Genomic DNA, 21347 nt, shown 5'->3' with positions numbered 1-21347 from the left:
TCCTAGGGCAGCGGGAGTGAGCGCAGGGAACCGTGGGTACGGGCCATGACGACGACGTGGCCCGTGTCCCCGCCCGGCACGACGAACACCGGGTGTTCGCCGTCTCTGGTCTGCGAGTACGCCGCGGACATGCGGGGCGCGGCATTTCCGGTCCCCTGCGGACCGGCGTGCAGGTCGATCGTGAGCACGCGGCCCCGCGCAGTGCGGTCGTTGACGGGGGTGAAGGTCACGAACCGGCCGCCGGCCACGGCGGCGTCCGCCTCGGTGGCGTACGTGCTCCACAGTTTGCGGTCGTTCGCGAGGTCGTACGCGAACCAGTTGCCCGCGCTGGTGTCCTCGGCGCCGGCCTCGTACAGCACCAGGACCCCGTCGTCGGAGATCACCCCGTGCACGGGTTTGTCGATCGTGTTCCTCGGGGTCGGCAGCGGCCTCAGCGTCGCCGGATCCAGGCGTCGCATGGGCGGGAAGGTGTCCCCGGCGGAGAACGGGCTGCCGGTGCAGACCAGGTAGTGGCCGCCGGTGACGAGGTGCGGGCACTCGACGCCCGTGGGGCTGGTCGCCACGGTGTCGCCGGTGCGGGCGTCGCGGGAGGTGACCCGGGTGCCGTCGGCCGTGTAGACGCGGCCCCGGAAGGCGGCCAGGGGTTCGCCCGTGCTCCAGGCGACGGTCCGGTGCCAGAGGGGCGTGCCGTCGGATGCGCGAACGGCGTCGAGGACGGCGGTGCCGGCGAAGGGATCCGGCGCGTCGAGAGCATAGACGGTCCCGTCCGCGGCGCCGAGAGCGAAGTACGCGCGGCTGGTGCGCAGTTGATGGGTCCACGCCTGCTCACCCGTCCGCAGGTTCGCCGCGCGGAGCCTGCCCGCGACCCCGGTCACGGCCCGTTCGTCGGCCGCGTCGACGAGCAGTCCGGCGCTCTTGCCGTGGTCGTCGGCGGGCACGGTCCAGGTGATACGGCCGTCCGCCCGCGAACGCCCCACGATTCCACCGGAGTTGGTCGCGCACACCACCTGGTGCGCCGTCGCGCCGCAACTGCCGCGGGCCTCCCCGCTGGAGAGGGACGCCGCCCACGCGCGCCACGGGCCCGAGACCGACCTCGAGGTCGTCTCCACCGTCGGCCCGGAGCTCCGCGATCCACCGGACGCGGTGTTGTCCACGCACCCCGCGAGCACCATCAGCGCCGCGCCCACCACGGCGATCCGCCGCTTCATCCGCCCACCCCCGTGCCAGAAAACCCCATGCTACGACCGCTCAGCGCTCCAGAAGCATCCGCTGCAACTCCCGTGCCGCCCGCGGCGGAGCCACATCGCTGCGGTGGGCCAGCGCGATCGTCCGGCGCAGGCCGGGCCGGGCGAGCGGGGTGACCCGCAGCCCCCGGCCCGAGCGGGTGGCGACCATGCGCGGTACGACGGCCACGCCCAGGCCCGCCCGGACGAAGCCCAGCACCGCGTCCATCTCCCCGCCCTCCACCGCGAAGTCCGGCTCGAAGCCCTCGGCGCGGCACGCGGCCACGGTCAGTTCGCGCAGGTCGTAGCCGTGCCGGAACATCACCAGGGGCTCGCTCTCCAGGTCGGCGACGCGCACGGTACGGTGGCCCGGGCCACCGGGGGCCGGCGCCTCCGGCGAGGACACGACGACGAGGTCCTCGCGCAGCAGCTCCACCGTCGTCAGCGCGGGGGACGGCGACGGCAGCGGGAGGACCACCAGCGCCAGGTCGAGGGCGCCGCGCGCGAGCAGCCGTACGAGATCGTGGGAGCCGCCCTCCTCGATCATCAGCCGGATGCCGGGATAGCGGTCGTGGAAGGCACGCAGCACGTCCGGCAGCAGGCCGGTGCACAGGCTCGGGGTCGCGCCGAGCCGCACCCGGCCGCTGCGCAGCTGCACCAGCTCCTGCACCTCGTGCCGGGCCGTGTCCGCGTCGGCCAGGATGCGTCGGGCCAGCGGCAGCAGGGCCTCGCCCGCGTCGGTGAGCGCGATGTTGCCGCGCGCCCGCAGGAACAGATCGGCCCCGAGCTCCCTCTCGAGCGCCTTGATCTGCTGCGACAGGGACGGCTGCGCCACATGGACGAGTTCGGCGGCGCGCGTGAAGTGCCGGGTCTCGGCGACCGCCACGAAGTACTGGAGCTGCTGGAACTGCATCCCCGTACGATAGTCGCTCTCTATGGAATCAAGCCGGACCATGTCTTGGACCGATGGGGCCGTTCGGCCCTAGCGTCTTGCCCATGGCTCTGGCAACGCGGACGGACCGACGGCCGTCCATGGCACGCACCGTGTGGGACAGCTCCGTCGGCAAGAAGACCGTGATGGCCGTCAGCGGCCTGATCATGCTGCTGTACCTGGTCGTCCACATGATCGGCAACTTGAAGATCTTCTTCGGGGCGGGCGAGTTCAACCACTACGCGCACTGGCTGCGCACGGTCGGGGAACCGTTCATGCACTACGAGTGGACGCTCTGGATCATCCGCGTCGTGCTGGTGGTCGCCGTCGTCGCGCACGCCACCTCGGCCTACCAGCTCAGCCGCCGCGACATCCGGGCACGGCCCAGCAAGTACGTCCACAAGAAGCCGCAGGCGAGCTACGCGACGCGCACCATGCGCTGGGGCGGGATCATCCTCGGCCTGTTCATCGTGTGGCACATCCTCGACCTGACGACCGGCACCGTGCACTCCGGCGGCTTCCAGGAGGGCCACCCGTACCAGAACGTCGTGGACACCTTCTCCACCTGGTACGGCAACGTCATCTACATCGTCGCGATGCTCGCCCTCGGCCTGCACGTCCGGCACGGCTTCTGGAGTGCCGCGCAGACCCTCGGCGTCGGCAGCCGCACCCGCGACCGTGCCCTCAAGGCCGTCGCCAATGTCCTCGCACTGCTGCTCACGGCCGGCTTCATCGCCGTGCCCGTGGGTGTCATGACCGGAGTGGTGAGCTGAACATGACGTACACCGACTACGTGACCGGCGAACCGGTCGTCGACACCAAGGCTCCGACAGGGCCGGTGGCCGAGCGCTGGGACAAGCGCCGTTTCGAGGCCAAGCTGGTCAACCCCGCCAACCGCCGCAAGCACACGGTGATCGTCGTGGGTACCGGCCTCGCGGGCGGCTCCGCGGGCGCGACCCTCGCCGAACAGGGTTATCACGTCGTCCAGTTCTGCTATCAGGACTCCCCGCGCCGCGCCCACTCCATCGCCGCTCAGGGTGGCATCAACGCGGCCAAGAACTACCGCAACGACGGCGACTCGATCCACCGCCTCTTCTACGACACCGTCAAGGGCGGCGACTTCAGGGCGCGCGAGTCCAACGTCCACCGCCTGGCACAGATCTCGGTGGAGATCATCGACCAGTGCGTGGCGCAGGGCGTGCCCTTCGCGCGGGAGTACGGCGGTCTGCTCGACACCCGCTCCTTCGGCGGGGTGCAGGTCTCCCGGACCTTCTACGCCCGCGGCCAGACGGGTCAGCAGCTCCTGCTGGGCGCGTATCAGGCGCTGTCGAGGCAGATCGCGGCCGGGAACATCGAGATGCACCCGCGCACCGAGATGCTCGACCTGATCGTCGTCGACGGACGGGCCCGCGGGATCGTGGCCCGCGACCTCGTCACCGGTCGCATCGACACGTACTTCGCGGACGCGGTGGTGCTGGCCTCCGGCGGCTACGGCAATGTCTTCTACCTGTCGACGAACGCCATGAACTCCAACGCGACGGCCATCTGGCGGGCCCACCGCCGTGGCGCCCACTTCGCCAACCCCTGCTTCACCCAGATCCATCCGACCTGCATCCCGCGCACCGGCGACCACCAGTCCAAGCTCACGCTGATGAGCGAGTCGCTGCGCAACGACGGCCGGATCTGGGTGCCGAAGGCCAAGGGCGACACCCGTCCGCCGAACAGGATCCCCGAGGACGAGCGCGACTACTACCTGGAGCGCATCTACCCGTCCTTCGGCAACCTGGTCCCGCGCGACATCGCCTCCCGCGCCGCGAAGAACGTCTGCGACGAGGGCAGGGGAGTGGGGCCGGGCGGACAGGGCGTGTACCTCGACTTCGCCGACGCCATCCAGCGCATGGGCCGGGGGGCCGTGGAGGCGAAGTACGGCAACCTCTTCGACATGTACCAGCGGATCACCGACGAGGATCCGTACGAGGTGCCGATGCGGATCTACCCCGCCGTGCACTACACGATGGGCGGCCTGTGGGTCGACTACGACCTCCAGACCACGATCCCCGGCCTGTTCGCGATCGGTGAGGCCAACTTCTCCGACCACGGGGCCAACCGCCTCGGCGCCTCCGCGCTGATGCAGGGCCTGGCCGACGGCTACTTCGTGCTGCCGGCGACCATCAACGACTACCTCGCCCGCAACCCGCACCAGGACGCGGTGACCGGTGAACACCCCGCCGTGCAGGAGGTGTTGGCGGAGACCGAGGACCGGCTCAACCTGCTCCTCGCCGTCGACGGCGACCGCACGCCTGACTCGTTCCACCGCGAGGTCGGCGAACTCATGTGGGAGTTCTGCGGGATGGCGCGCACCGACTCCGGTCTGCGCAAGGCGCTGGAGCGCATCCCGCAGATCCGCGAGGAGTTCTGGCGGCGTATCAAGGTTCCGGGCACCGGCGAGGAGTTCAACCAGTCGCTGGAGAAGGCGAATCGCGTCGTCGACTATCTGGAGCTCGCCGAGCTGATGTGCCTCGACGCGCTGCACCGCGCCGAGTCCTGCGGCGGTCACTTCCGCGAGGAGTCCCAGACGCCCGACGGCGAAGCCGCCCGCCGGGACGACGAGTTCGCCTACGCGGCGGCCTGGGAGTTCACCGGCACCGGCGAGGCTCCCGTCCTGCACAAGGAAGACCTGGTCTTCGAGTACGTCCACCCCACTCAGCGGAGCTACGCATGAAGCTCACCCTGCGCGTCTGGCGACAGAAGAACGCCGACGCCGACGGCGCGATGTCCACGTACGAGGTGGACGGCATCTCGTCCGACATGTCCTTCCTGGAGATGCTGGACACCCTCAACGAGGAGCTCATCCTGCGCGGTGAGGATCCGGTGGCCTTCGACCACGACTGCCGCGAGGGCATCTGCGGCGCGTGCTCGCTCGTCATCAACGGCGACGCCCACGGGCCCGAGCGGACGACCACCTGTCAGCTGCACATGCGGTCCTTCTCGGACGGCGACACGATCGACGTCGAGCCGTGGCGGGCGTCCGCGTTCCCGGTGATCAAGGACCTGGTCGTGGACCGGTCGGCCTTCGACCGGATCATCCAGGCCGGGGGATACATCACGGCGCCCACGGGTGCGGCACCCGAGGCCCATGCGACCCCGGTACCCAAGCCCGATGCCGACCTCGCCTTCGAGCACGCCGAGTGCATCGGCTGCGGGGCGTGTGTCGCCGCGTGTCCCAACGGGGCGGCGATGTTGTTCACCTCGGCCAAGGTCAATCACCTGAACGTGCTGCCGCAGGGGGCGCCGGAGCGGGAGACCAGGGTCCTCGACATGGTGGAGCAGATGGACGAGGAGGGCTTCGGCGGGTGCACGCTGGCGGGTGAGTGCGCGACGGCCTGTCCCAAGGGGATTCCGCTGGTCTCCATCACCAGCATGAACAAGGAGTGGCTGCGGGCGACCCGGAAGGTCGCCAGGCGCTGAGAGACGTTCGCCGACAAGGTGCGGACGGGCGGGGTCGGACGTGGTGCTCAGGTCCGGCCCCGCCAAGGTCACGTGGACTTGGACAGGGCAGCCTCTCGTCGTACGGCGGGATCGGCGTCGGTGAGACTCCCGTCACCGGCGGGACACCGGCTGGTCGACGGAGTCGGAGGCCCCGGACACCTTGCCCGAGGCGTTCAACCTCCGCACATCCGCACTCTCGGAACCCGTCACGTACACGCCAACCGGCGTCGGGAGAACAGGGACAGCGGCACCGCTCGCCGCCTCCGCCTGTGACCTGGAGAGTGCCATGAACGGCGTTTCCACCCTGGACCGTCCCCCGCAGAGCGTCGCCCCCACCCGCTACACCGTCGGCCTGGCCCGCGACGAGGACGACGTACGGGCCGCGCAGCGGCTGCGGCACGACGTGTTCGCCGGGGAGATGGGCGCCCTCCTGTCCACCCCGGAACCCGGCCTAGACGTGGACGGCTTCGACGCCTACTGCGACCACCTGCTCGTCCGCGACACCGTGACCGGCCAGGTCGTGGGCACCTACCGGCTGCTGCCCCCGGAGCGGGCCGCGGTGGCCGGACGCCTGTACTCGGAGGGCGAGTTCGACCTCGCGCCGCTCGACGGGATCCGCCCGGGTCTGGTCGAGGTCGGCCGCTCCTGCGTGCACCCCGACCACCGCGACGGGGCCGTCATCGGCCTCATCTGGGCCGGGATCGCCCGCTACATGGTGGACCGCGGCCACGACTGGCTGGCCGGCTGCTGCTCGATCCCGCTCGCCGACGGCGGCGCGCTGGCGGCCGGCACCTGGGACCGGGTGCGCACCAAGTACCTGGCTCCCGAGGAGTTCCGGGTACGGCCCCTGCTGCCCTGGGAGCCGGCCGAGGGGACGCCCGCCGCCCACACCGAGCTGCCCCCGCTGCTGCGCGGCTACCTCCGCCTCGGCGCCTGGGTGTGCGGTCAGCCCGCCCACGACCCGGCCTTCGGGGTCGCCGACATGTACGTGCTGCTGTCGATGCGCCGGGTCAACGCCCGCTATCTGCGGCACTTCCTCTCGCTCGCCCCGGCCTGATGAGCGTCTGGCTGCCCAGCGCGCCCTGCACCCCGGGGGCGTGTGTGGAGCGGACGGGGGCCGTCATGGCCGTACCCCGGGCCGTGCTGCGGCTCCTCGGGGTCACGTCGGTGCTGCTCGCCGGGATCGCGTTGCTGCCGGTCGGCCGGTTGATCCCGGCCGGCGCGGTCAGGTGGTGGTGCCGGGCGGTGGTGCGGGCCTCGGGGGTCCGGGTCCGCATGTCCGGCGCCACCACGCCCCCGGGCGGCGTGCTCCTGGTCGCCAACCACATCTCGTGGCTGGACATCCCGCTGCTCGCCGCCGTCCGCCCAGCGCGGATGCTCGCCAAGGCCGAGATCCGGCAGTGGCCCGTGGCGGGATGGCTGACGGCCCGCAGCGGGGCGCTGTTCATCGAGAGGGACCGGCTGCGTGCGCTCCCGGACACGGTCGCCCGGATCGCCGACGCGCTGCGCGGGGGCTCCGCGGTCGCCGTCTTCCCCGAGGGCAGCACCTGGTGCGGCCGCGCCCAGGGCCACTTCCGTCGTGCGGTGTTCCAGGCGGCCCTGGACGCCGGGGTGCCCGTCCAGCCGGTGAGTCTGCGGTACGGCCTTGTCGACGGCGGGTCCAGTACGGCCCCCGCCTTCATCGGCGACGACTCTCTGCTCGCGTCGGTGTGGCGGGTGGTGTCGGCGCGGGGGCTGATGGCCGAGGTGGAGGTCATGGACCCCGTCACCCCGGGCAGCCACCCCGACCGCCGCTCACTGGCCCGCGCGGCACAGTCGTGCTCGTGCCACGGCCGGACCGGAGAACACACGGCCGACCGACACCCCCGGCGGTCAACAGCCCTGAGCCTGCTGAGCGACGGCACGCGGCGGGGGCGCTGAGAGTCGGGTGCCCGCGAGTCAGGTGCCCGAGTTCAGTGCCCGTGCCAGATAGGGGGCCGTGGCGCTCCCCTCCACCCCGGCCACTTCCCCCGGCGTACCTGCCGCCACGATTCGTCCGCCGGCGTCGCCGCCGCCCGGGCCCAGGTCGATGACCCAGTCCGCGCCCGCCACGACCGACATGTCGTGCTCGACGACGATCACCGTGTGGCCGGCGTCGACGAGGCCGTGGAGTTGGCGCATGAGGACCTCCACGTCGGCCGGGTGCAGACCCGTCGTGGGTTCGTCGAGGAGGTAGAGCGTGTGGGCGCGGCGGACGCGCTGGAGTTCGCTCGCGAGCTTGATGCGCTGGGCCTCGCCGCCGGAGAGTTCGGTGGCGGGCTGTCCGAGGTGGAGGTAGCCGAGACCGACGTCGAGGAGGGTGGTGAGACTGCGGGCCACCGCCGGGGTGTCCGCGAAGAACTCCGCCGCCGACTCCACCGTGAGGTCGAGCACCTGGGCGATGTTCCGTCCCCGGTACGTCACGTCGAGCGTGGCGGGGTTGTAGCGGGCCCCGCCGCAGTCCGGGCAGGGCGCATAGGTGCTCGGCAGGAAGAGCAGCTCGACGCTGACGAACCCCTCGCCCTGGCAGGTCTCGCAGCGTCCTCCCGCCACGTTGAAGGAGAACCGGCCGACACCGTAGCCGCGTGCACGCGCCTCATCGGTGCCGGCGAAGACCTTGCGCACGACGTCGAACAGGCCCGTGTAGGTCGCCAGGTTGGAGCGCGGGGTCCGGCCGATCGGCTTCTGGTCCACCGAGACCAGACGGCCCACCCCCTCCCGCTCCTCCGTGATCTCGCCGACCAGCGTGGACTTGCCCGAGCCCGACACCCCGGTCACGGCGGTGAACACGCCGAGCGGGAACTCGGCGGTCACCCCGCGCAGGTTGTGCCGGTTGACCGGGCCGACCTTCAACCGGCCGCGCCATGAACGCACTGCACGCTCCACTGCGGGGGAGCGGTCGAACAGGAACCGAGCCGTCGCCGATTCCGCGACCTCGGCAAGCTGCTCCACCGGACCGCTGTGCAGCACCCGCCCGCCGTGCTCACCCGCCCGCGGCCCGACGTCCACGAGCCAGTCCGCCCCGCGCATGACGTCCAGCTGGTGCTCCACCACGAACACCGAGTTGCCGGCCGCCTTCAGCCGCGCCAGCACGGTGAGCAGTGCCTCGGTGTCCGCGGGGTGCAGTCCGGCGGAGGGTTCGTCGAGGACGTACACGACTCCGAACAGCCCGGACCGCAACTGGGTGGCGAGCCGCAGCCGTTGGAGCTCACCGGCGGACAGGGTGGGCGTCGCGCGGTCCAGGCTGAGATAGCCGAGGCCGAGCTCGACGATCGGCGCGATACGGGACTTGAGGTCGTCGGTGAGGACCCGCGCGGTCTCGCCGCGGGCGACCAGTGAGGCGGCCAGCTCGGTCAGCGGCAGTGCCGCGAAGTCGGCGATCGTGCGGCCCGCGAAGGTGACCGCCAGCGCCTCCGGACGCAGCCTGCTGCCGCCGCAGACCGGGCACGGGGCGGAGACCAGAAACCCCTCGGCCCTCGCCCTGAGGGTCTGGCTCTTGGAGTCCGCGAACGTCTTCAGGACATAGCGGCGGGCGCTCATGTACGTGCCCTGGTACGGGCGTTGAATGCGGTCCGCGTCCCGCACCGGGTGCACGGTGACGACCGGCTGCTCGTCGGTGAACAGGATCCACTCCCGCTGTTCGGCGGGCAGTTCACGCCAGGGCCGGTCCACGTCGTGGCCGAGCGCGTCGAGGATGTCCCGCAGGTTCTTGCCCTGCCAGGCACCGGGCCACGCCGCGATGGCGCCCTCCCGGATCGACAGCGACGGGTCGGGGACCAGCGACTGCTCGGTCGTACGGTGGACGCGGCCCAGACCATGACACTCCGGGCAGGCGCCGGCCGCCGTATTGGGGGAGAAGGAGTCCGAGTCGAGCCGTTCGGCGCCCGGCGGGTAGTCACCGGCCCGTGAGAACAGCATGCGCAGCGAGTTCGAGAGATTGGTGACCGTCCCCACCGACGAACGGGACGTCGGTGCCGAACGGCGCTGTTCGAGCGAGACCGCGGGTGGCAGTCCGGTGATTTCCCCGACCTTCGGCGCGCCCACCTGATGGATCAGCCGGCGCGCGTACGGAGCCACCGACTCGAAGTACCGCCGCTGGGCCTCCGCGTAGATCGTCCCGAACGCCAGCGACGACTTCCCCGACCCGGACACCCCCGTGAACACGGCCAGCACATCCCGCGGAATGTCGACATCCACCCCTTTGAGATTGTGCTCACGGGCACCGCGGACGCGGACGTACGGGTCGTGGGAGCCGTTGGGGTCGTACATGCAAACGACTCTAACCGGAGGTGATCGTCGACAGCCGCCGGTAGGAGTCCAGCAGGGCCTCGCGGTCGTAGGTGCTGGTCGTGACCAGGACCTCCTGCGCCGCCGTCTCCTTCAGTACCGTCTCCAGCTCGTGGGCGACCTGTTCCTCGGTGCCGGCGATGTGCCCGGCGAGACCGCCCTCGTAGAGGCCGCGTTCCTTCTCCGTCATCGCGAGACCCTCGACGCGCTCCGCGGGCAGGAGCGGCGGGAAGGTGCCGTGGGTGCGCGAGTACGCCATCGCCCAGGCCTCCGGGATCAGCAGGCGCCGTGCCTCCTCCGGTGTGGCGGCCACCGCGACCGTCCCGGAGATGACGACGTACGGCTCCCGCGCCCAGGGGGAGGGCCGGAAATGCGCGCGATAGTGGTCGATGCCGCGCCGCATCCTGTCGCGGCTCCTGAGGTCGCCGATGACCATCGGCAGGCCCGCGCGGGCCGCGATCGTGGCCCCCTCGCCCATGGCCAGCACGAAAGGCGGCACGGTCAGGCCCTCGGCCGGCCGGGCGTGCACGCCCGTCGGGGAGGTGCCGCGGAACCAGCCCAGCAGTTCCTCCAGCTGTACGGCGAAGTCGTCGGCGTCGTCCTTGCCGCGGCCCAGAGCCTTGCGCACACCGTCGGTGAACCCGACCGAGCGACCCAGGCCCATGTCGATCCGGCCGGGGAAGAGGGACTCCAGCACCCCGAACTGTTCGGCGACGACCAGGGGTTGGTGGTTGGGCAGCATGACACCGCCGGTGCCGACCCGGATCGTGTCCGTGGCGGACGCGACGGCGGCCGCCAGCACGGTCGGTGCGGAGCCCGCGACTCCCGGCACGCCGTGGTGCTCCGAGACCCAGAAGCGGTGGTAGCCGAGTCCCTCCAGCTCCCGCGCCAGCCGCACGGTGTCCTGCAGCGCCTGCGCGTTCGTACCGCCCTCGCGGGTGCGGGAGCGGTCCAGGACGGAGAAGCGGGTGGCGGCGATCACGGAACTCACACAGGGTTCAACGCGAGACCGGGTCCGGTATTCCCGCCGGAAAACCGGATGACCGCGATCGCCGCAGGTCAGCACAATGGACCGCGTGACCGCCCAGAACATCCTGCTCTCCGGCATCGTCGGCTCGACCGCGTACGGACTCGCCCGCGAAGGCTCCGACGTGGACCGCCTCGGCATGTTCGCCGCGCCCACCGAAACCCTGCTCGGCCTGCACACGCCGAAGGAGTCCCACGTCACCACGGCACCGGACCGCACCCTGCACGAGGCGGCGAAGTGGTGCAGGCTCGCCCTCGGCGGCAATCCGACCGTGATGGAGCTCGTCTGGCTGCCGGACGAGCTGTACGAGGTGCGCACCCCGCTGGGCGACGAACTCATCGGCATCCGCGGGTCGTTCCTGAGTGCCCGGCGGGTCCGGGACGCCTATCTCGGGTACGCCGCCCAGCAGTTCAGGAAACTGGAGAGCCGTGACGGCGACCACCGCACCGCCAAGCACGCCCGGCATCTGAAGCGGCTCTGCCACCAGGGCCTGGAGCTGTACACCACCGGACGGCTCGCGGTGCGGGTCGTGGATCCCGAGGAGTACCACCGCTTCGGGGACGCCGTCGCCGCCGATCCCGCGTCGGCCCGGTCACTGCTCGCCCACTACGAGACGGCGTTCGCCGAGACCCGCAGTGTGCTGCCGGACCGGCCCGACGAGGCACCGGCCGAGGTGTGGCTGCGGCGCGTCCGCGCGGAGTTCTACGACACGGCGGCGTGAGCGTGGGCTTCGGCGGCCTCGTGGTCGCAGGTGTCCTCGACGCCGTACGTCTCCCACGCGGGGAAGGGGTCCAGGAGCGGGCGGTCCTCGCCGGGGGCCATGAGGCAGGCCGTCAGAGCTCTGCGGAGTCCGTGCGGCTCCAACTGCGTCCCGATGAAGACCAGTTCCTGCGCGTACGGCGCCTCGGCGTCCCTTGCGGCGGACGGCTCGAACCGGGCCACCGAACCGGCCTGTGACCACAGGCCCGTCACATGCGGGCGGCTGGCCAGGGTGAAGAAGCCCTTCGAGCGCAGGATCCGCCCGTGCGCCCCGCTGTCCAGCTCCTCGGTGACGAAGTCCCACAACCGGCCCGGATGGAAGGGGAGTTCGGAGCGGAAGACGGTGGAGGAGACGCCGTACTCCTCGGTCTCGGGCACGTGCTCGCCGTTGAGCTCCTGGACCCAGCCCGGCGCCTGCTGGGCACGCTCCAGGTCGAACAGGCCGGTACCCAGGACTCGTTGAAGGTCCACGCGGGCGTGCTCGGCCTGGACGATCCGGGCGACCGGGTTGAGCCGTACGAGAGCCGCTCGCAGCCGGGCGGCGGCCTCGGCGTCCACGAGGTCGAGTTTGTTGAGGACGATGACGTCCGCGAACTCGATCTGGTCGACGAGCAGATCGCTGACCGTGCGTTCGTCGTCCTCGAAGGGAGCGAGGCCGCGCTCGGCGAGTTCGTCGCCCCTCTCCAGCTCGGGCAGGAAGTTGGCCGCGTCCACCACCGTGACCATGGTGTCCAGTCGGGCCACGTCCCCGAGGGTGGCGCCGTCGTCGCGGGCGAAGGCGAAGGTGGCGGCCACCGGCATGGGCTCCGAGATGCCGGACGACTCGATGAGCAGATGGTCGAAGCGGCCCTCTCGGGCCAGCCGGTCCACCTCCTCGAGCAGGTCGTCGCGGAGGGTGCAGCAGATGCAGCCGTTGGTCATCTCGACCAGGCGTTCCTCGGTCCGCGACAGCGCGGCCTCGCCGCCGCGCACCAGCGCCGCGTCGATGTTGACCTCGCTCATGTCGTTGACGATGACGGCGACCCGCAACCCCTCGCGGTTGGCGAGGACATGGTTGAGGAGCGTCGTCTTGCCCGCCCCGAGGAAGCCGGAGAGAACGGTGACGGGCAGGCGGTCGTACGGCATCGGACCCGGCCCTCAGCCTTCGGGGCGCAGCAGGCCGCGCTCGTACGCCTTGACCAGGTTCTGCGGGACGAGATGGGTGACGCCCTCGATCGTGACCGGCACCAGCTGGGTGGTGGTGGCCTTCCACTGCGAACGGCGGTGGCGGGTGTTGCTGCGGGACATCTTCCGCTTGGGGACAGCCATGGCGGGAACCTCCTCGGTGGGTGAGCACCGAGGACGCTACATGAAAATGGATCCCATTAACAATTAACGGCGGCGGCGGGACCGCACCCTCGCCTCCCGCGGCGGCTCGATGAACTGCAGCTCCAGCGTCAGCGGCGGCTCGGCGACCCCGGGCCCGCCCGCGGCCGCCCACTGCACGACCTCCTCGGTGCCCCCGTCGTCCATGACGAACCCGATCCAGGCGGCCCGGCCACCCGCCCGGCGCCCGGCCGCGGAGGGCCGCACGACGATGACGTTCGCCTGGTCGCAGGGGCCCAGACAATCGGTCGTACGGACCTGGAAGCCGTGCTCGGCCGCCCCCGCCCGCAGCAGCTCCAACTGCCAGGCGTGGTCGGTGCCGGGGTGTTTGCGGCCGTCGCCGCAGCAGCAGCCCCGGCAGACGACGACGGTGCAGGAGGCGGAGCCGATCAGGGAGGTGCGGGGCGTCGAGGGCATGGGAGAAGCATGATCCATACGGTTCGCGCCCCGTGCCACCGGGTCGGCAGGATCAGAACCTCGCGCCTACGGCGGCCCCGCTCCGCGGCACCAGGAACGACGGCGCCGACGGCAGTGAACCGTCGGCCCCGCGTGCGCCCGTGAGCGGCGCCTGGTCCGTGCTCAGTACCGAGGACGCGTTCCAAGTGCCGCCCAGATCCCAGGAGTTGCCGCTGGAGACGGTGGCTGAGCCGAGCGCGGCGGCCCTGGCGTCGGCGACGGACAGGTTGCCGGTCAGCTTGGCCTTGCCACCCGAGACGTCGGCGTCGAAGCCGGTTCCGCCGTTGGCCCACGTGGAGTTGCGCGACAGGGCGAGGGCGCCGGTGTTGCCGTTGTCCGTCACGCCGTGCGCCGCGTTCTTGAAGGCGATCGAGTTGCGCAGGGTGTGCGCCACCGCCGGTGCCGGGCTGCCGCCGCCGAGCTTGAAGCCGTTGCCGTCGCCCGCGAAGTCGGGGAAGTTCCAGCGGTTGAATCCGTTGCCGTACGCGATCGTGTTCTCGACGACGACCGGCGAGGTGAACTTCCAGTCGTCGAAGCCGTCGTCGACGTTGTTCCACAGCCGGGCGCCCCGCACGACGTTGCCGGTGCCCGAACCCTCCTTGATGGCCAGCCCGTCCGCGCTCTCGCCGTTCTTGCGCGGATCGCGGTTGCCGTAACTGTCCAGGTTCAGGATCTGGTTGTTGCTGGAGGCACCCTGGAGCTGGAAGCCGGACTCGTAGTTGTCATGGGTCCTCAGACGGGCGAAGACATTGTTGTTGCACCCGTCGCAGTAGACGCCGTAGGGGCCGTTCACGATCTCCAGGTCCGAGATCCGCCAGTAGGAGGCCTCCTGGTGGATCGCCCCGCGTTCGGCCCGCGGGATGCTGCCGCCGACCGGGGTGTGGCTCGCGGCCAGCTGCTCGCCGTCGATCACGACCCGCTCGCCCTGATAGGCGCCGAGCGAGATGGGCTGGGACGCGGTGCCGGAGGTGGCGATGGTGATGTTGTCGGTGAGCGCGTAGGTCCCCGCCCGTACCGCGATGGTGTCGCCGGGCTTCGCCAGGTCCACGGCCCGCTGGACGGTGCGCAGCGGCCGGTCGAGGGTGCCCGCGGCGGTGTCGTTCCCGTTCGTCGCCACCACCAGCGTCGTCGGGGCCGCGGATGCCTCGGTCGCCGGTAATGCCGTCATCAGTACGGCGCTCACCGCTGCCGCCGTCCAGATCGCCTTGTTCACGTGCATGGGGTCTCCCGCCTCGGCCTGACTGCTGTATCGCCAGGCAGTGGTCGCCCGGGGCGGGAAGGTTGCCGGGTCTAGGGTGGGTGAGGTGACCGACAGCAGCAAGCGCCCGCTCGCCGTGTTCGACCTGGACAACACCCTGGCCGACACGGCCCACCGGCAGCGCTTCCTGGAGCGCAGGCCGCGCGACTGGGACGCCTTCTTCGCGGCCGCGCCCGACGACCCGCCGATCCCGGAGGGCATCGCGCTGGTGCTGGAGCGCGCCGAGGAGTGCGAGATCCTCTACCTCACCGGGCGGCCCGAGCGCTGCCGGCGCGACACGCTCGCCTGGCTCGGCGCACAGGGGCTCCCCGAGGGGCACGTGTACATGCGGCGCAACGACGACCGGCGGCCCGCCCGGCGCACCAAGCTGGAGATCCTGAAGCAGCTCGCCCGCACCCGCGAGATCCGGGTCCTGGTGGACGACGACGAGTTGGTCTGCGAGGACGCCGAACGGGCCGGATTCACCGTCGTACGGGCACGCTGGACCGCCCCTTCCGCGGCGCTGGAGGTGGCGCAGGAGCGGGAGGGGCGGACCTGAGAGCCGTCAGTCGGACTCGTCCAGGCGGAAGCCGACCTTCAGCCCCACCTGCCAGTGCTGGATCTGCCCGTCCTCGATCTGGCCCCGCACCTGGGTCACCTCGAACCAGTCGAGGTTGCGGAGGGTCTGCGAGGCACGGGTGATGCCGTTGCGGACCGCCTGGTCGACGCCGTCCGGCGAGGTGCCGACGATCTCGGTCACCCGGTAGGTGTGGTTCGTCATGGTTCCACGGTGCCTCAGGCGGCGGCGGAGCGCGAGCCGTCCGACCCTATCGTTGACCCATGGACGGTATGCCCAATCCCCTGCGCCGGCTCACCTTGGAGCAGCTCCGGCGGCGTACGAGCATGAAGTGGCGGACCTACCCGGAGGACGTACTGCCGCTGTGGGTCGCCGAGATGGACGTCCCCCTGGCCGAGCCGGTCGCACAGGCGATCCGGGACGCGGTGACGCTGGGAGACACCGGGTATCCGGCCGGCACGGCGTACGCCGAGGCGCTTGCCGACTTCGCGAGCAAGCGGTGGGGCTGGGACGGGCTCGCGGTGGAGCGTACGGCGATCGTCCCGGACGTGATGCTGGGCATCGTCGAGATGCTCAAGCTGGTCTCCGGACCGGGTGATCCGGTGGTCGTCAACTCGCCCGTGTACCCGCCTTTCTACCAGTTCGTCGGAAACATGGGCCGGCAGGTCGTCGAGGCCGAACTCGGTGCGGACGGCCGGATCGACTTCGAGGTCCTGGAGGACGTCTTCGCACGGGTGCGGAAGGGCGCGGCCCGGCCCGCCTATCTGCTGTGCAGCCCGCACAACCCGACCGGCGCCGTCCACTCCGCCGCAGAGCTGGCGGACGTGGCGGCGCTGGCGCGGACGTACGGCGTGCGGGTCGTGGCCGACGAGATCCACGCCCCGCTCCTGGCGGCCGGTGCGACGTTCGTCCCCTACCTGAGCGTGCCCGGCGCGGGGAGCGGGCTGTCGCTGATGTCGGCCTCCAAGGCGTGGAACCTGGCCGGGCTCAAAGCCGCCGTGGCCGTCGCCGGGCCCGACGCGGCCGACGACCTCGCGCGCCTTCCCGAAGAGGTCGGTCACGGTCCCAGCCATGTCGGCGTCATCGCCCACACCGCCGCGCTGCGGGACGGCGGCGCCTGGCTCGACGCCCTGCTCACCGGCCTCGACGACAACCGCGGGCTGCTGGCCCGGCTCCTCGCCGAGGCGCTGCCCGCCGTGCGCTACGAACCGGCCCGGGCCACCTACCTCGCCTGGCTGGACTGTCGCGCGCTGGAACTGCCCGGCGATCCGGCGGAGGTCTTCCTGGAGCGTGGCCGGGTCGCCCTGAACTCCGGCGTTCCGTTCGGCACCGGGGGCGCCGGCTTCGTACGGCTGAACCTGGCGACGTCCCCCGAGCTGATCACCGAGGCGGTCCGGCGGATGGCCGCAGCCCTCGACTGACCGCGGGGGCCGGGACGAGCCGGCCCCCGCGACCGGTGCGCTACCGCACCACGCTCAGCGACAGCGCGAACCGGCCCTCGCTGTCCGTCCACCAGTGCGCCAACTCCAGACCGACGGCGGCCAGTTCGGAGTGGACACCCTCCTTGCGGAACTTCGCCGAGATCTCGGTGTGCAGCTCCTCGTCCGCCGCGAAGTCCACGGCCAGATCGAGCGCGGGCACCTTCACGGTCTGTTCCGTACGGGAGCGCAGCCGCATCTCGATCCACTCGTTCTCGGCGTCCCAGAGGGCCACGTGATCGAAGGCACCGGGATCGAAGTCGGCGCCCAGCTCGCGGTTGACGACGGTCAGGACGTTCTTGTTGAACGCGGCCGTCACCCCGGCCGCGTCGTCATACGCCCTGACCAGCACGTTCTCGTCCTTGACCAGGTCGGTGCCGAGCAGCAGCGCGTCACCGGGCGAGAGCAGGGCGTGGACGGAGGCCAGGAACGCGGCGCGCTCGACCGGCAGCAGGTTGCCGATCGTGCCGCCGAGGAAGGCCACCAGACGCGGGCCCGGCGTCCCCGGCAGGCTCAGACCGCCCGTGAAGTCGGCGATCAGCGCGTGCACGCTCAGCTCCGGCCGCTGGGCGATGAGCGCGTGCCCGGCCTGGGTGAGGGCACTCTCGCTGACGTCGACCGGCACGTACGTGTGCAGCCCGGTCAGCGCGTCGAGCAGGTAACGGGTCTTCTCCGACGAACCGGAGCCCAGCTCGACCAGGGTGCGGGCGCCGGTCGCCGCGGCGATCTCGCCGGAGCGCGCGACGAGGATCTCCCGTTCGGCGCGGGTCGGGTAGTACTCGGGCAACTCGGTGATCTGCTCGAAGAGTTCGCTGCCGTGGGCGTCGTAGAACCACTTCGGCGGCAGCGTCTTGGGCGTGTGCGTCAGGCCCTTGAGGACGTCGGCGCGCAGGGCGGCCCCGGTGGCGTCCTCGGGCAGGGTGCGGGTCAGAAGGAACGGACTCACGTGCTGGGCTCCTCGAGTGGTTCCGCGGACGGTTCCTTGAGCGGTGTGAGCAGGACGTCGGTGCGGCTCGCCGCGAGCAGGGTGCGGTCGGGGACCTCCTGCCAGTGCGGATCGTCGTCGTAGGGCTCGGAGGCCACGACGGTGCCGGTGCCGGGGCGCTGGAGGTACCAGAGGGTGTCGCCCCAGGCGGTCGCGGCGATGGACTCCCCGTTGGTCAGCAGGAGGTTGAGCCGGGAGCCCGGGGCCGCCTCGGCGACCTCCAGGACCGTGTCGGCCAGCGCCTGGCCCTCCTCGTCGCCGCCGTGCAGCCGGTTCAGGACCAGTGCCCACACGAACGCCGAGTCGTTGCGGGCCTCCATCGACAGCAGGTCCGCCGGGGGCAGCGCGGCGGTCAGGGGCGCCAGGGCACCTGGCCACCCCTTGACCGCGCCGTTGTGGCTGAACAGCCAGGGCCCCGAGGCGTACGGCGCCGCGGCGGCCTCGGCGTCGGCTCCCGCCAGGGTCGCGTCCCGTACGGCGGCCAGGATCGCCGTGCTGTGCACGACCCGTGCCAGATCCGCGAAGGACAGGTCCGCCCAGATGGGTCCGGCCCGTCGGTACCGGGCCGGGACCGGGTCACCCTCGGCGTACCAACCGACCCCGAAACCATCGGCGTTGACGGTGCCGTACCGCTGCCGCCTGGGCGCCCAGGACTGGCGGTAGAGGCTGTGCGGGGGCGCCACGAGGAGGTTGCCGAGCGGCTCCGCGGGTCCCAGATACGCCAGATGACGGCACATCAGACGGCTCCCGAACGGGCCGTGCGGAAGCCGGAGAAGATCTGCCGCCTGATCGGATAGTCCCAGTTGCGGAACGTGCCCCGGCAGGCCACCGCGTCCACGGCGAACGAACCACCGCGCAGCACCTTGTGGTCGGGGCCGAAGAACACCTCCGAGTACTCCTTGTACGGGAACGCCTGGAACCCGGGGTAGGGCTCGAAGTCGCTCGCCGTCCACTCCCACACGTCACCGATCAACTGCCTGACGCCGAGCGGTGACTCGCCCTCCGGGTAGCTGCCGGCGGGGGCGGGCCGCAGGTGCCGTTGGCCCAGGTTGGCGTGCTCGGGCGCGGGGTCGGCGTCGCCCCACGGGTAGCGCGTCGAGCGGCCGCCGGCCGGGTCGTGGCGGGCCGCCTTCTCCCACTCGGCCTCGGTGGGCAGCCGCCGTCCGGCCCAGCGGGCGTAGGCGTCGGCCTCGTACCAGGACACGTGGACCACCGGCTCGTCGGGCGGCACGACCTCGGTGACGCCGAAGCGCCTGCGCAGCCACTGCTTGCCGTCGCGGCTCCAGAACAGCGGTGCGTGGATGGAGTGCCGGCGGACGTGTGCCCACCCGGCCGGGGCCCACCAGCGCTCGGTGTCGTAGCCGCCGTCCTCGATGAAGGCCTGGTACTCGGCGTTCGTCACCGGAGTGGTGTCGATGTAGAAGGGCTCCACCTCACGCCGGTGCGCCGGGCGTTCGTTGTCCAGTGCCCACGGCTCGTCGGAGGTGCCCATGGTGAACGGGCCGCCGGGGACGAGGACTTCGGCCGGGCCGGTGAACAGCGGGGCCGGTTCCGGGTCGGGGGCGGTCAGGGCCTGGGGGCCCTTGCGGAGCTGATGGGTGATCAGCATCGTCTCGTCATGCTGCTGTTCGTGCTGCGCGATCATCCCGAAGGCGAATCCGGCCTCGGTGAGCCGGGTCCCGTGGAGCGCGGCGCCCTCCAGGACGTCCAGCACCCGGCCGCGTACCTCCGCCGCGTAGCGCCGGGACTCCGCGGGCGACAGCAGGGGCAGCGTGGGGCGTTCGGAGCGCGGGTGCTCGAAGGCGTCGTAGATGCCGTCGATCTCGGGCCGTATCGCCTCCTGCCCGGCGACGGTCCGCAGCAGCCACTGCTCCTCCTGGTTGCCGATGTGGGCCAGGTCCCACACGAGCGGCGACATGAGCGGCGAGTGCTGGGCGGTCAGGTCGGGGTCCTCCACACAGCTGGTGAGGAGGGTCGTGCGGTCCCGGGCGGTGATCAGAGTGGTCACGGCCCGCTCGCGGACGGTCTCGGGGTCGACGGAGGTGTCGACGGACGGGTTGGTCATGTGCGGATTTCCTTCCCGAGCGAACCGTGCGTCCGGTCCAGCAGATCGTCGGCGGGGCACCGGCCCCGGATCACATAGCGATGCAGATACGTTTCGACGGCGTCCGTGACCTCGCGTGTGGCGCCCAGCCGTGGCAGCGCCTCCAGGGCCGCCCCGAAGCACGCGATCGCCGCCTCGTGCAGTTCGGGGTCGGCCAGGCCGTGGCGGGCCGCGTCGATCCACAGCGGGTTGTGCGGCGCGGGCAGCGAGAGGGTGCGCTCGGCCAGCGGCTTCACCACCCGGTAGGCGGTCTCGGCGGCCTCGGGGTCGTCGAAGAGCGCCGTCGTCACCGCGAGCGGCACGACCCAGCCGTCCTCGCCCGGCTGGGCGTCGATCATGCGCAGCTCGAGATGGCCGCGCGGTCTGACCGGCGGGAACAGGGTCGAGACGTGGTAGTCGAGATCCTCCCGGGTCGGCTGCCGGGGCACTCCCGATCTGGCCCACTCCCGGAAGGTGAGCTGCTCCGGGACGTCCCAGGGGCCGCTGTCCCGTCGTATGCACATCACCGGCGCGTCCAGGACGTGCCGGGCCCAGGCGGTGCGGGGGTCGGTGTCCAGGGAGGGGCCGCCAGCCCGTCCCCTGCCGATCTCCGTCCACAGCAGCTGGCGGGTCGAGAGCCAGCCGGTGGGCTCGGAACCGGCGAGCGGGGAGTTGGCGAAGGCGGCCACCAGGACCGGGCCCAGCTGGTGCGCCAGCCACCAGCGTCGTCCGAGGCCGAGGGGGCCGGGCTCCTCGTGTCCGGCGTCCACGCACACCTGCACGGAGGCCGAGGTGCACATCATCGCGCGGCCCGCAGGGCCGGTGCGGTCGAGGCAGGCCTCCAGGGCGTCGTAGCGCGGTTCGTGCAGATACCTGCGGGGCGGGTGCCAGGGGTCGTGGCCGATGCCGACGAGGCCGAGACCGTGCTCGGCGAGGGCCGCCCGTACGGCGGCGAGGTCGGCGGAGACGGTACCGATGCACTCCATCAGGGAGTCGGCGGGCTGAGAACTCAGCTCCAGCTGACCGCCCGGTTCGACGGTGAGCGCCGATTTCAGGGGCACGGTCCGCAGTGCGGCGTAGGCCGCCGCGAGTCGTTCGGGTGTGACGGGGAGCCGAGGGCTGCTCAGCTCGTGCACGAGCCATTCCACTTCCACCCCGATGCGGCGGGGCGGGCCGGTCTTGAAGCAGATGCCGCGGACCAGGGCCTCGAGCTCCGCTTCGGGCAGGGATGTACGGGGCTTTGTACAGTCGCCCGGCGTACAGCCGCTGGGTGTGTCGGACATGTCGGGATCCTCCTGAGATTCCACCATGCCACCAGTCCGGGGATCATGTGGGTCGGACCGGCAACGCTCGTCCCACCCAAGACCCTCATCCCGTTCCGCACAAGGGGGCACATCCTCGCATTAGGGGCTGTGGATCTCCGTTTTCCCGG

At 71.5% G+C, this 21347-nt stretch carries 21 protein-coding genes; 8 read left to right on the top strand and 13 right to left on the bottom strand.

What is annotated here, in order from left to right:
* Nucleotides 1–2: 2 nt before the first annotated feature.
* Both M2157_RS07680 and M2157_RS07675 read right to left on the bottom strand, forming a co-directional pair.
* Nucleotides 3–1208: a PQQ-binding-like beta-propeller repeat protein gene (locus M2157_RS07680; RefSeq protein ID WP_280864839.1), complete on the bottom strand. Its 1206-nt coding sequence runs from the start codon at nt 1206–1208 to the stop codon at nt 3–5.
* Between the two features lie 40 nt (nt 1209–1248).
* The gene (locus tag M2157_RS07675; RefSeq protein ID WP_280864838.1) at nt 1249–2136 is read right to left on the bottom strand and encodes a LysR substrate-binding domain-containing protein; all 888 of its coding nucleotides are present in this window, start codon (nt 2134–2136) and stop codon (nt 1249–1251) included.
* A gap of 119 nt (nt 2137–2255) precedes the next feature.
* On the opposite strand from M2157_RS07675, the gene M2157_RS07670 reads away from it, so the two are divergent.
* The 5 genes from M2157_RS07670 (at nt 2256) to M2157_RS07650 (ending at nt 7563) form a co-directional block, all read left to right on the top strand.
* Nucleotides 2256–2927, top strand: a complete 672-nt coding sequence (locus M2157_RS07670) for a succinate dehydrogenase (protein WP_280868176.1) — start codon at nt 2256–2258, stop codon at nt 2925–2927.
* A 2-nt stretch (nt 2928–2929) separates the two neighbouring features.
* Nucleotides 2930–4876: a fumarate reductase/succinate dehydrogenase flavoprotein subunit gene (locus tag M2157_RS07665; protein ID WP_280864837.1), complete on the top strand. Its 1947-nt coding sequence runs from the start codon at nt 2930–2932 to the stop codon at nt 4874–4876.
* On the top strand, nt 4873–5622 hold the full coding sequence (locus tag M2157_RS07660; RefSeq protein WP_069760968.1) for a succinate dehydrogenase/fumarate reductase iron-sulfur subunit: 750 nt from the start codon (nt 4873–4875) through the stop codon (nt 5620–5622). Before M2157_RS07665 ends, M2157_RS07660 begins: the two co-directional genes overlap by 4 nt.
* A 307-nt stretch (nt 5623–5929) precedes the next feature.
* Nucleotides 5930–6700, top strand: a complete 771-nt coding sequence (locus M2157_RS07655) for a GNAT family N-acyltransferase (protein WP_280861044.1) — start codon at nt 5930–5932, stop codon at nt 6698–6700.
* Nucleotides 6700–7563 (top strand): lysophospholipid acyltransferase family protein, encoded by an 864-nt coding sequence (locus M2157_RS07650; protein ID WP_280864836.1) that lies wholly within the window; start codon nt 6700–6702, stop codon nt 7561–7563. Before M2157_RS07655 ends, M2157_RS07650 begins: the two co-directional genes overlap by 1 nt.
* 18 nt (nt 7564–7581) lie before the next feature.
* On the opposite strand, the gene M2157_RS07645 is transcribed toward M2157_RS07650, so the two are convergent.
* Nucleotides 7582–9930 carry an excinuclease ABC subunit UvrA gene (locus tag M2157_RS07645; protein ID WP_280864835.1) on the bottom strand — a complete coding sequence of 783 codons (2349 nt, stop codon included), beginning with the start codon at nt 9928–9930 and terminating at the stop codon, nt 7582–7584.
* Nucleotides 9931–9940: 10 nt separating this feature from the next.
* A complete protein-coding gene (locus M2157_RS07640; protein ID WP_280864834.1) occupies nt 9941–10939 on the bottom strand; it encodes an LLM class flavin-dependent oxidoreductase in 999 nt (332 codons plus the stop codon).
* 85 nt (nt 10940–11024) lie between these two features.
* Here M2157_RS07640 and M2157_RS07635 point away from each other — a divergent pair, with 85 nt between their 5' ends.
* Nucleotides 11025–11696 carry a nucleotidyltransferase domain-containing protein gene (locus M2157_RS07635; protein ID WP_280864833.1) on the top strand — a complete coding sequence of 224 codons (672 nt, stop codon included), beginning with the start codon at nt 11025–11027 and terminating at the stop codon, nt 11694–11696.
* On the opposite strand, the gene M2157_RS07630 is transcribed toward M2157_RS07635, so the two are convergent.
* The 4 genes from M2157_RS07630 to M2157_RS07615 form a co-directional block, all read right to left on the bottom strand.
* Nucleotides 11678–12859: a GTP-binding protein gene (locus M2157_RS07630; protein WP_280864832.1), complete on the bottom strand. Its 1182-nt coding sequence runs from the start codon at nt 12857–12859 to the stop codon at nt 11678–11680. The two genes, M2157_RS07635 and M2157_RS07630, sit on opposite strands and share 19 nt — an antisense overlap.
* Nucleotides 12860–12871: 12 nt before the next feature.
* Nucleotides 12872–13042, bottom strand: coding sequence for a 50S ribosomal protein L32 (rpmF, locus tag M2157_RS07625; RefSeq protein WP_280861038.1), 171 nt, complete (start codon nt 13040–13042; stop codon nt 12872–12874).
* Nucleotides 13043–13105: 63 nt separating this feature from the next.
* Nucleotides 13106–13516, bottom strand: coding sequence for a (2Fe-2S) ferredoxin domain-containing protein (locus M2157_RS07620; RefSeq protein WP_280861037.1), 411 nt, complete (start codon nt 13514–13516; stop codon nt 13106–13108).
* 52 nt (nt 13517–13568) lie between these two features.
* Complete coding sequence (locus M2157_RS07615) at nt 13569–14774, bottom strand: right-handed parallel beta-helix repeat-containing protein (protein ID WP_280864831.1); 1206 nt, start codon at nt 14772–14774, stop codon at nt 13569–13571.
* Nucleotides 14775–14859: 85 nt separating this feature from the next.
* Between M2157_RS07615 and M2157_RS07610 the strand changes: the two genes are divergently transcribed.
* Nucleotides 14860–15351: an HAD family acid phosphatase gene (locus M2157_RS07610; protein WP_280864830.1), complete on the top strand. Its 492-nt coding sequence runs from the start codon at nt 14860–14862 to the stop codon at nt 15349–15351.
* 6 nt (nt 15352–15357) lie between these two features.
* Here M2157_RS07610 and M2157_RS07605 read toward each other — a convergent pair whose 3' ends face one another.
* Nucleotides 15358–15573, bottom strand: coding sequence for a dodecin (locus M2157_RS07605; protein ID WP_266511476.1), 216 nt, complete (start codon nt 15571–15573; stop codon nt 15358–15360).
* Between the two features lie 59 nt (nt 15574–15632).
* On the opposite strand from M2157_RS07605, the gene M2157_RS07600 reads away from it, so the two are divergent.
* A complete protein-coding gene (locus M2157_RS07600) occupies nt 15633–16790 on the top strand; it encodes an aminotransferase class I/II-fold pyridoxal phosphate-dependent enzyme (RefSeq protein ID WP_280864829.1) in 1158 nt (385 codons plus the stop codon).
* A 40-nt stretch (nt 16791–16830) separates the two neighbouring features.
* On the opposite strand, the gene egtD is transcribed toward M2157_RS07600, so the two are convergent.
* The 4 genes from egtD to egtA are packed head-to-tail and all read right to left on the bottom strand — an operon-like array spanning nt 16831 to nt 21198.
* Entirely contained in the window at nt 16831–17793 is a 963-nt protein-coding gene (gene egtD, locus M2157_RS07595; protein ID WP_280864828.1) for an L-histidine N(alpha)-methyltransferase, read from the bottom strand.
* On the bottom strand, nt 17790–18569 hold the full coding sequence (gene egtC, locus M2157_RS07590; RefSeq protein WP_280864827.1) for an ergothioneine biosynthesis protein EgtC: 780 nt from the start codon (nt 18567–18569) through the stop codon (nt 17790–17792). The genes egtD and egtC overlap by 4 nt, the downstream gene beginning before the upstream one ends.
* Nucleotides 18569–19897 carry an ergothioneine biosynthesis protein EgtB gene (egtB, locus tag M2157_RS07585; protein WP_280864826.1) on the bottom strand — a complete coding sequence of 443 codons (1329 nt, stop codon included), beginning with the start codon at nt 19895–19897 and terminating at the stop codon, nt 18569–18571. Before egtB ends, egtC begins: the two co-directional genes overlap by 1 nt.
* Nucleotides 19894–21198 (bottom strand): ergothioneine biosynthesis glutamate--cysteine ligase EgtA, encoded by a 1305-nt coding sequence (gene egtA / locus M2157_RS07580; protein WP_280864825.1) that lies wholly within the window; start codon nt 21196–21198, stop codon nt 19894–19896. Before egtA ends, egtB begins: the two co-directional genes overlap by 4 nt.
* Nucleotides 21199–21347: the final 149 nt, after the last annotated feature.

It is taken from the genome of Streptomyces sp. SAI-127, assembly GCF_029894425.1.
Lineage (GTDB): Bacteria > Actinomycetota > Actinomycetes > Streptomycetales > Streptomycetaceae > Streptomyces.
This window is presented reverse-complemented; position numbering and strand designations above follow the sequence as displayed.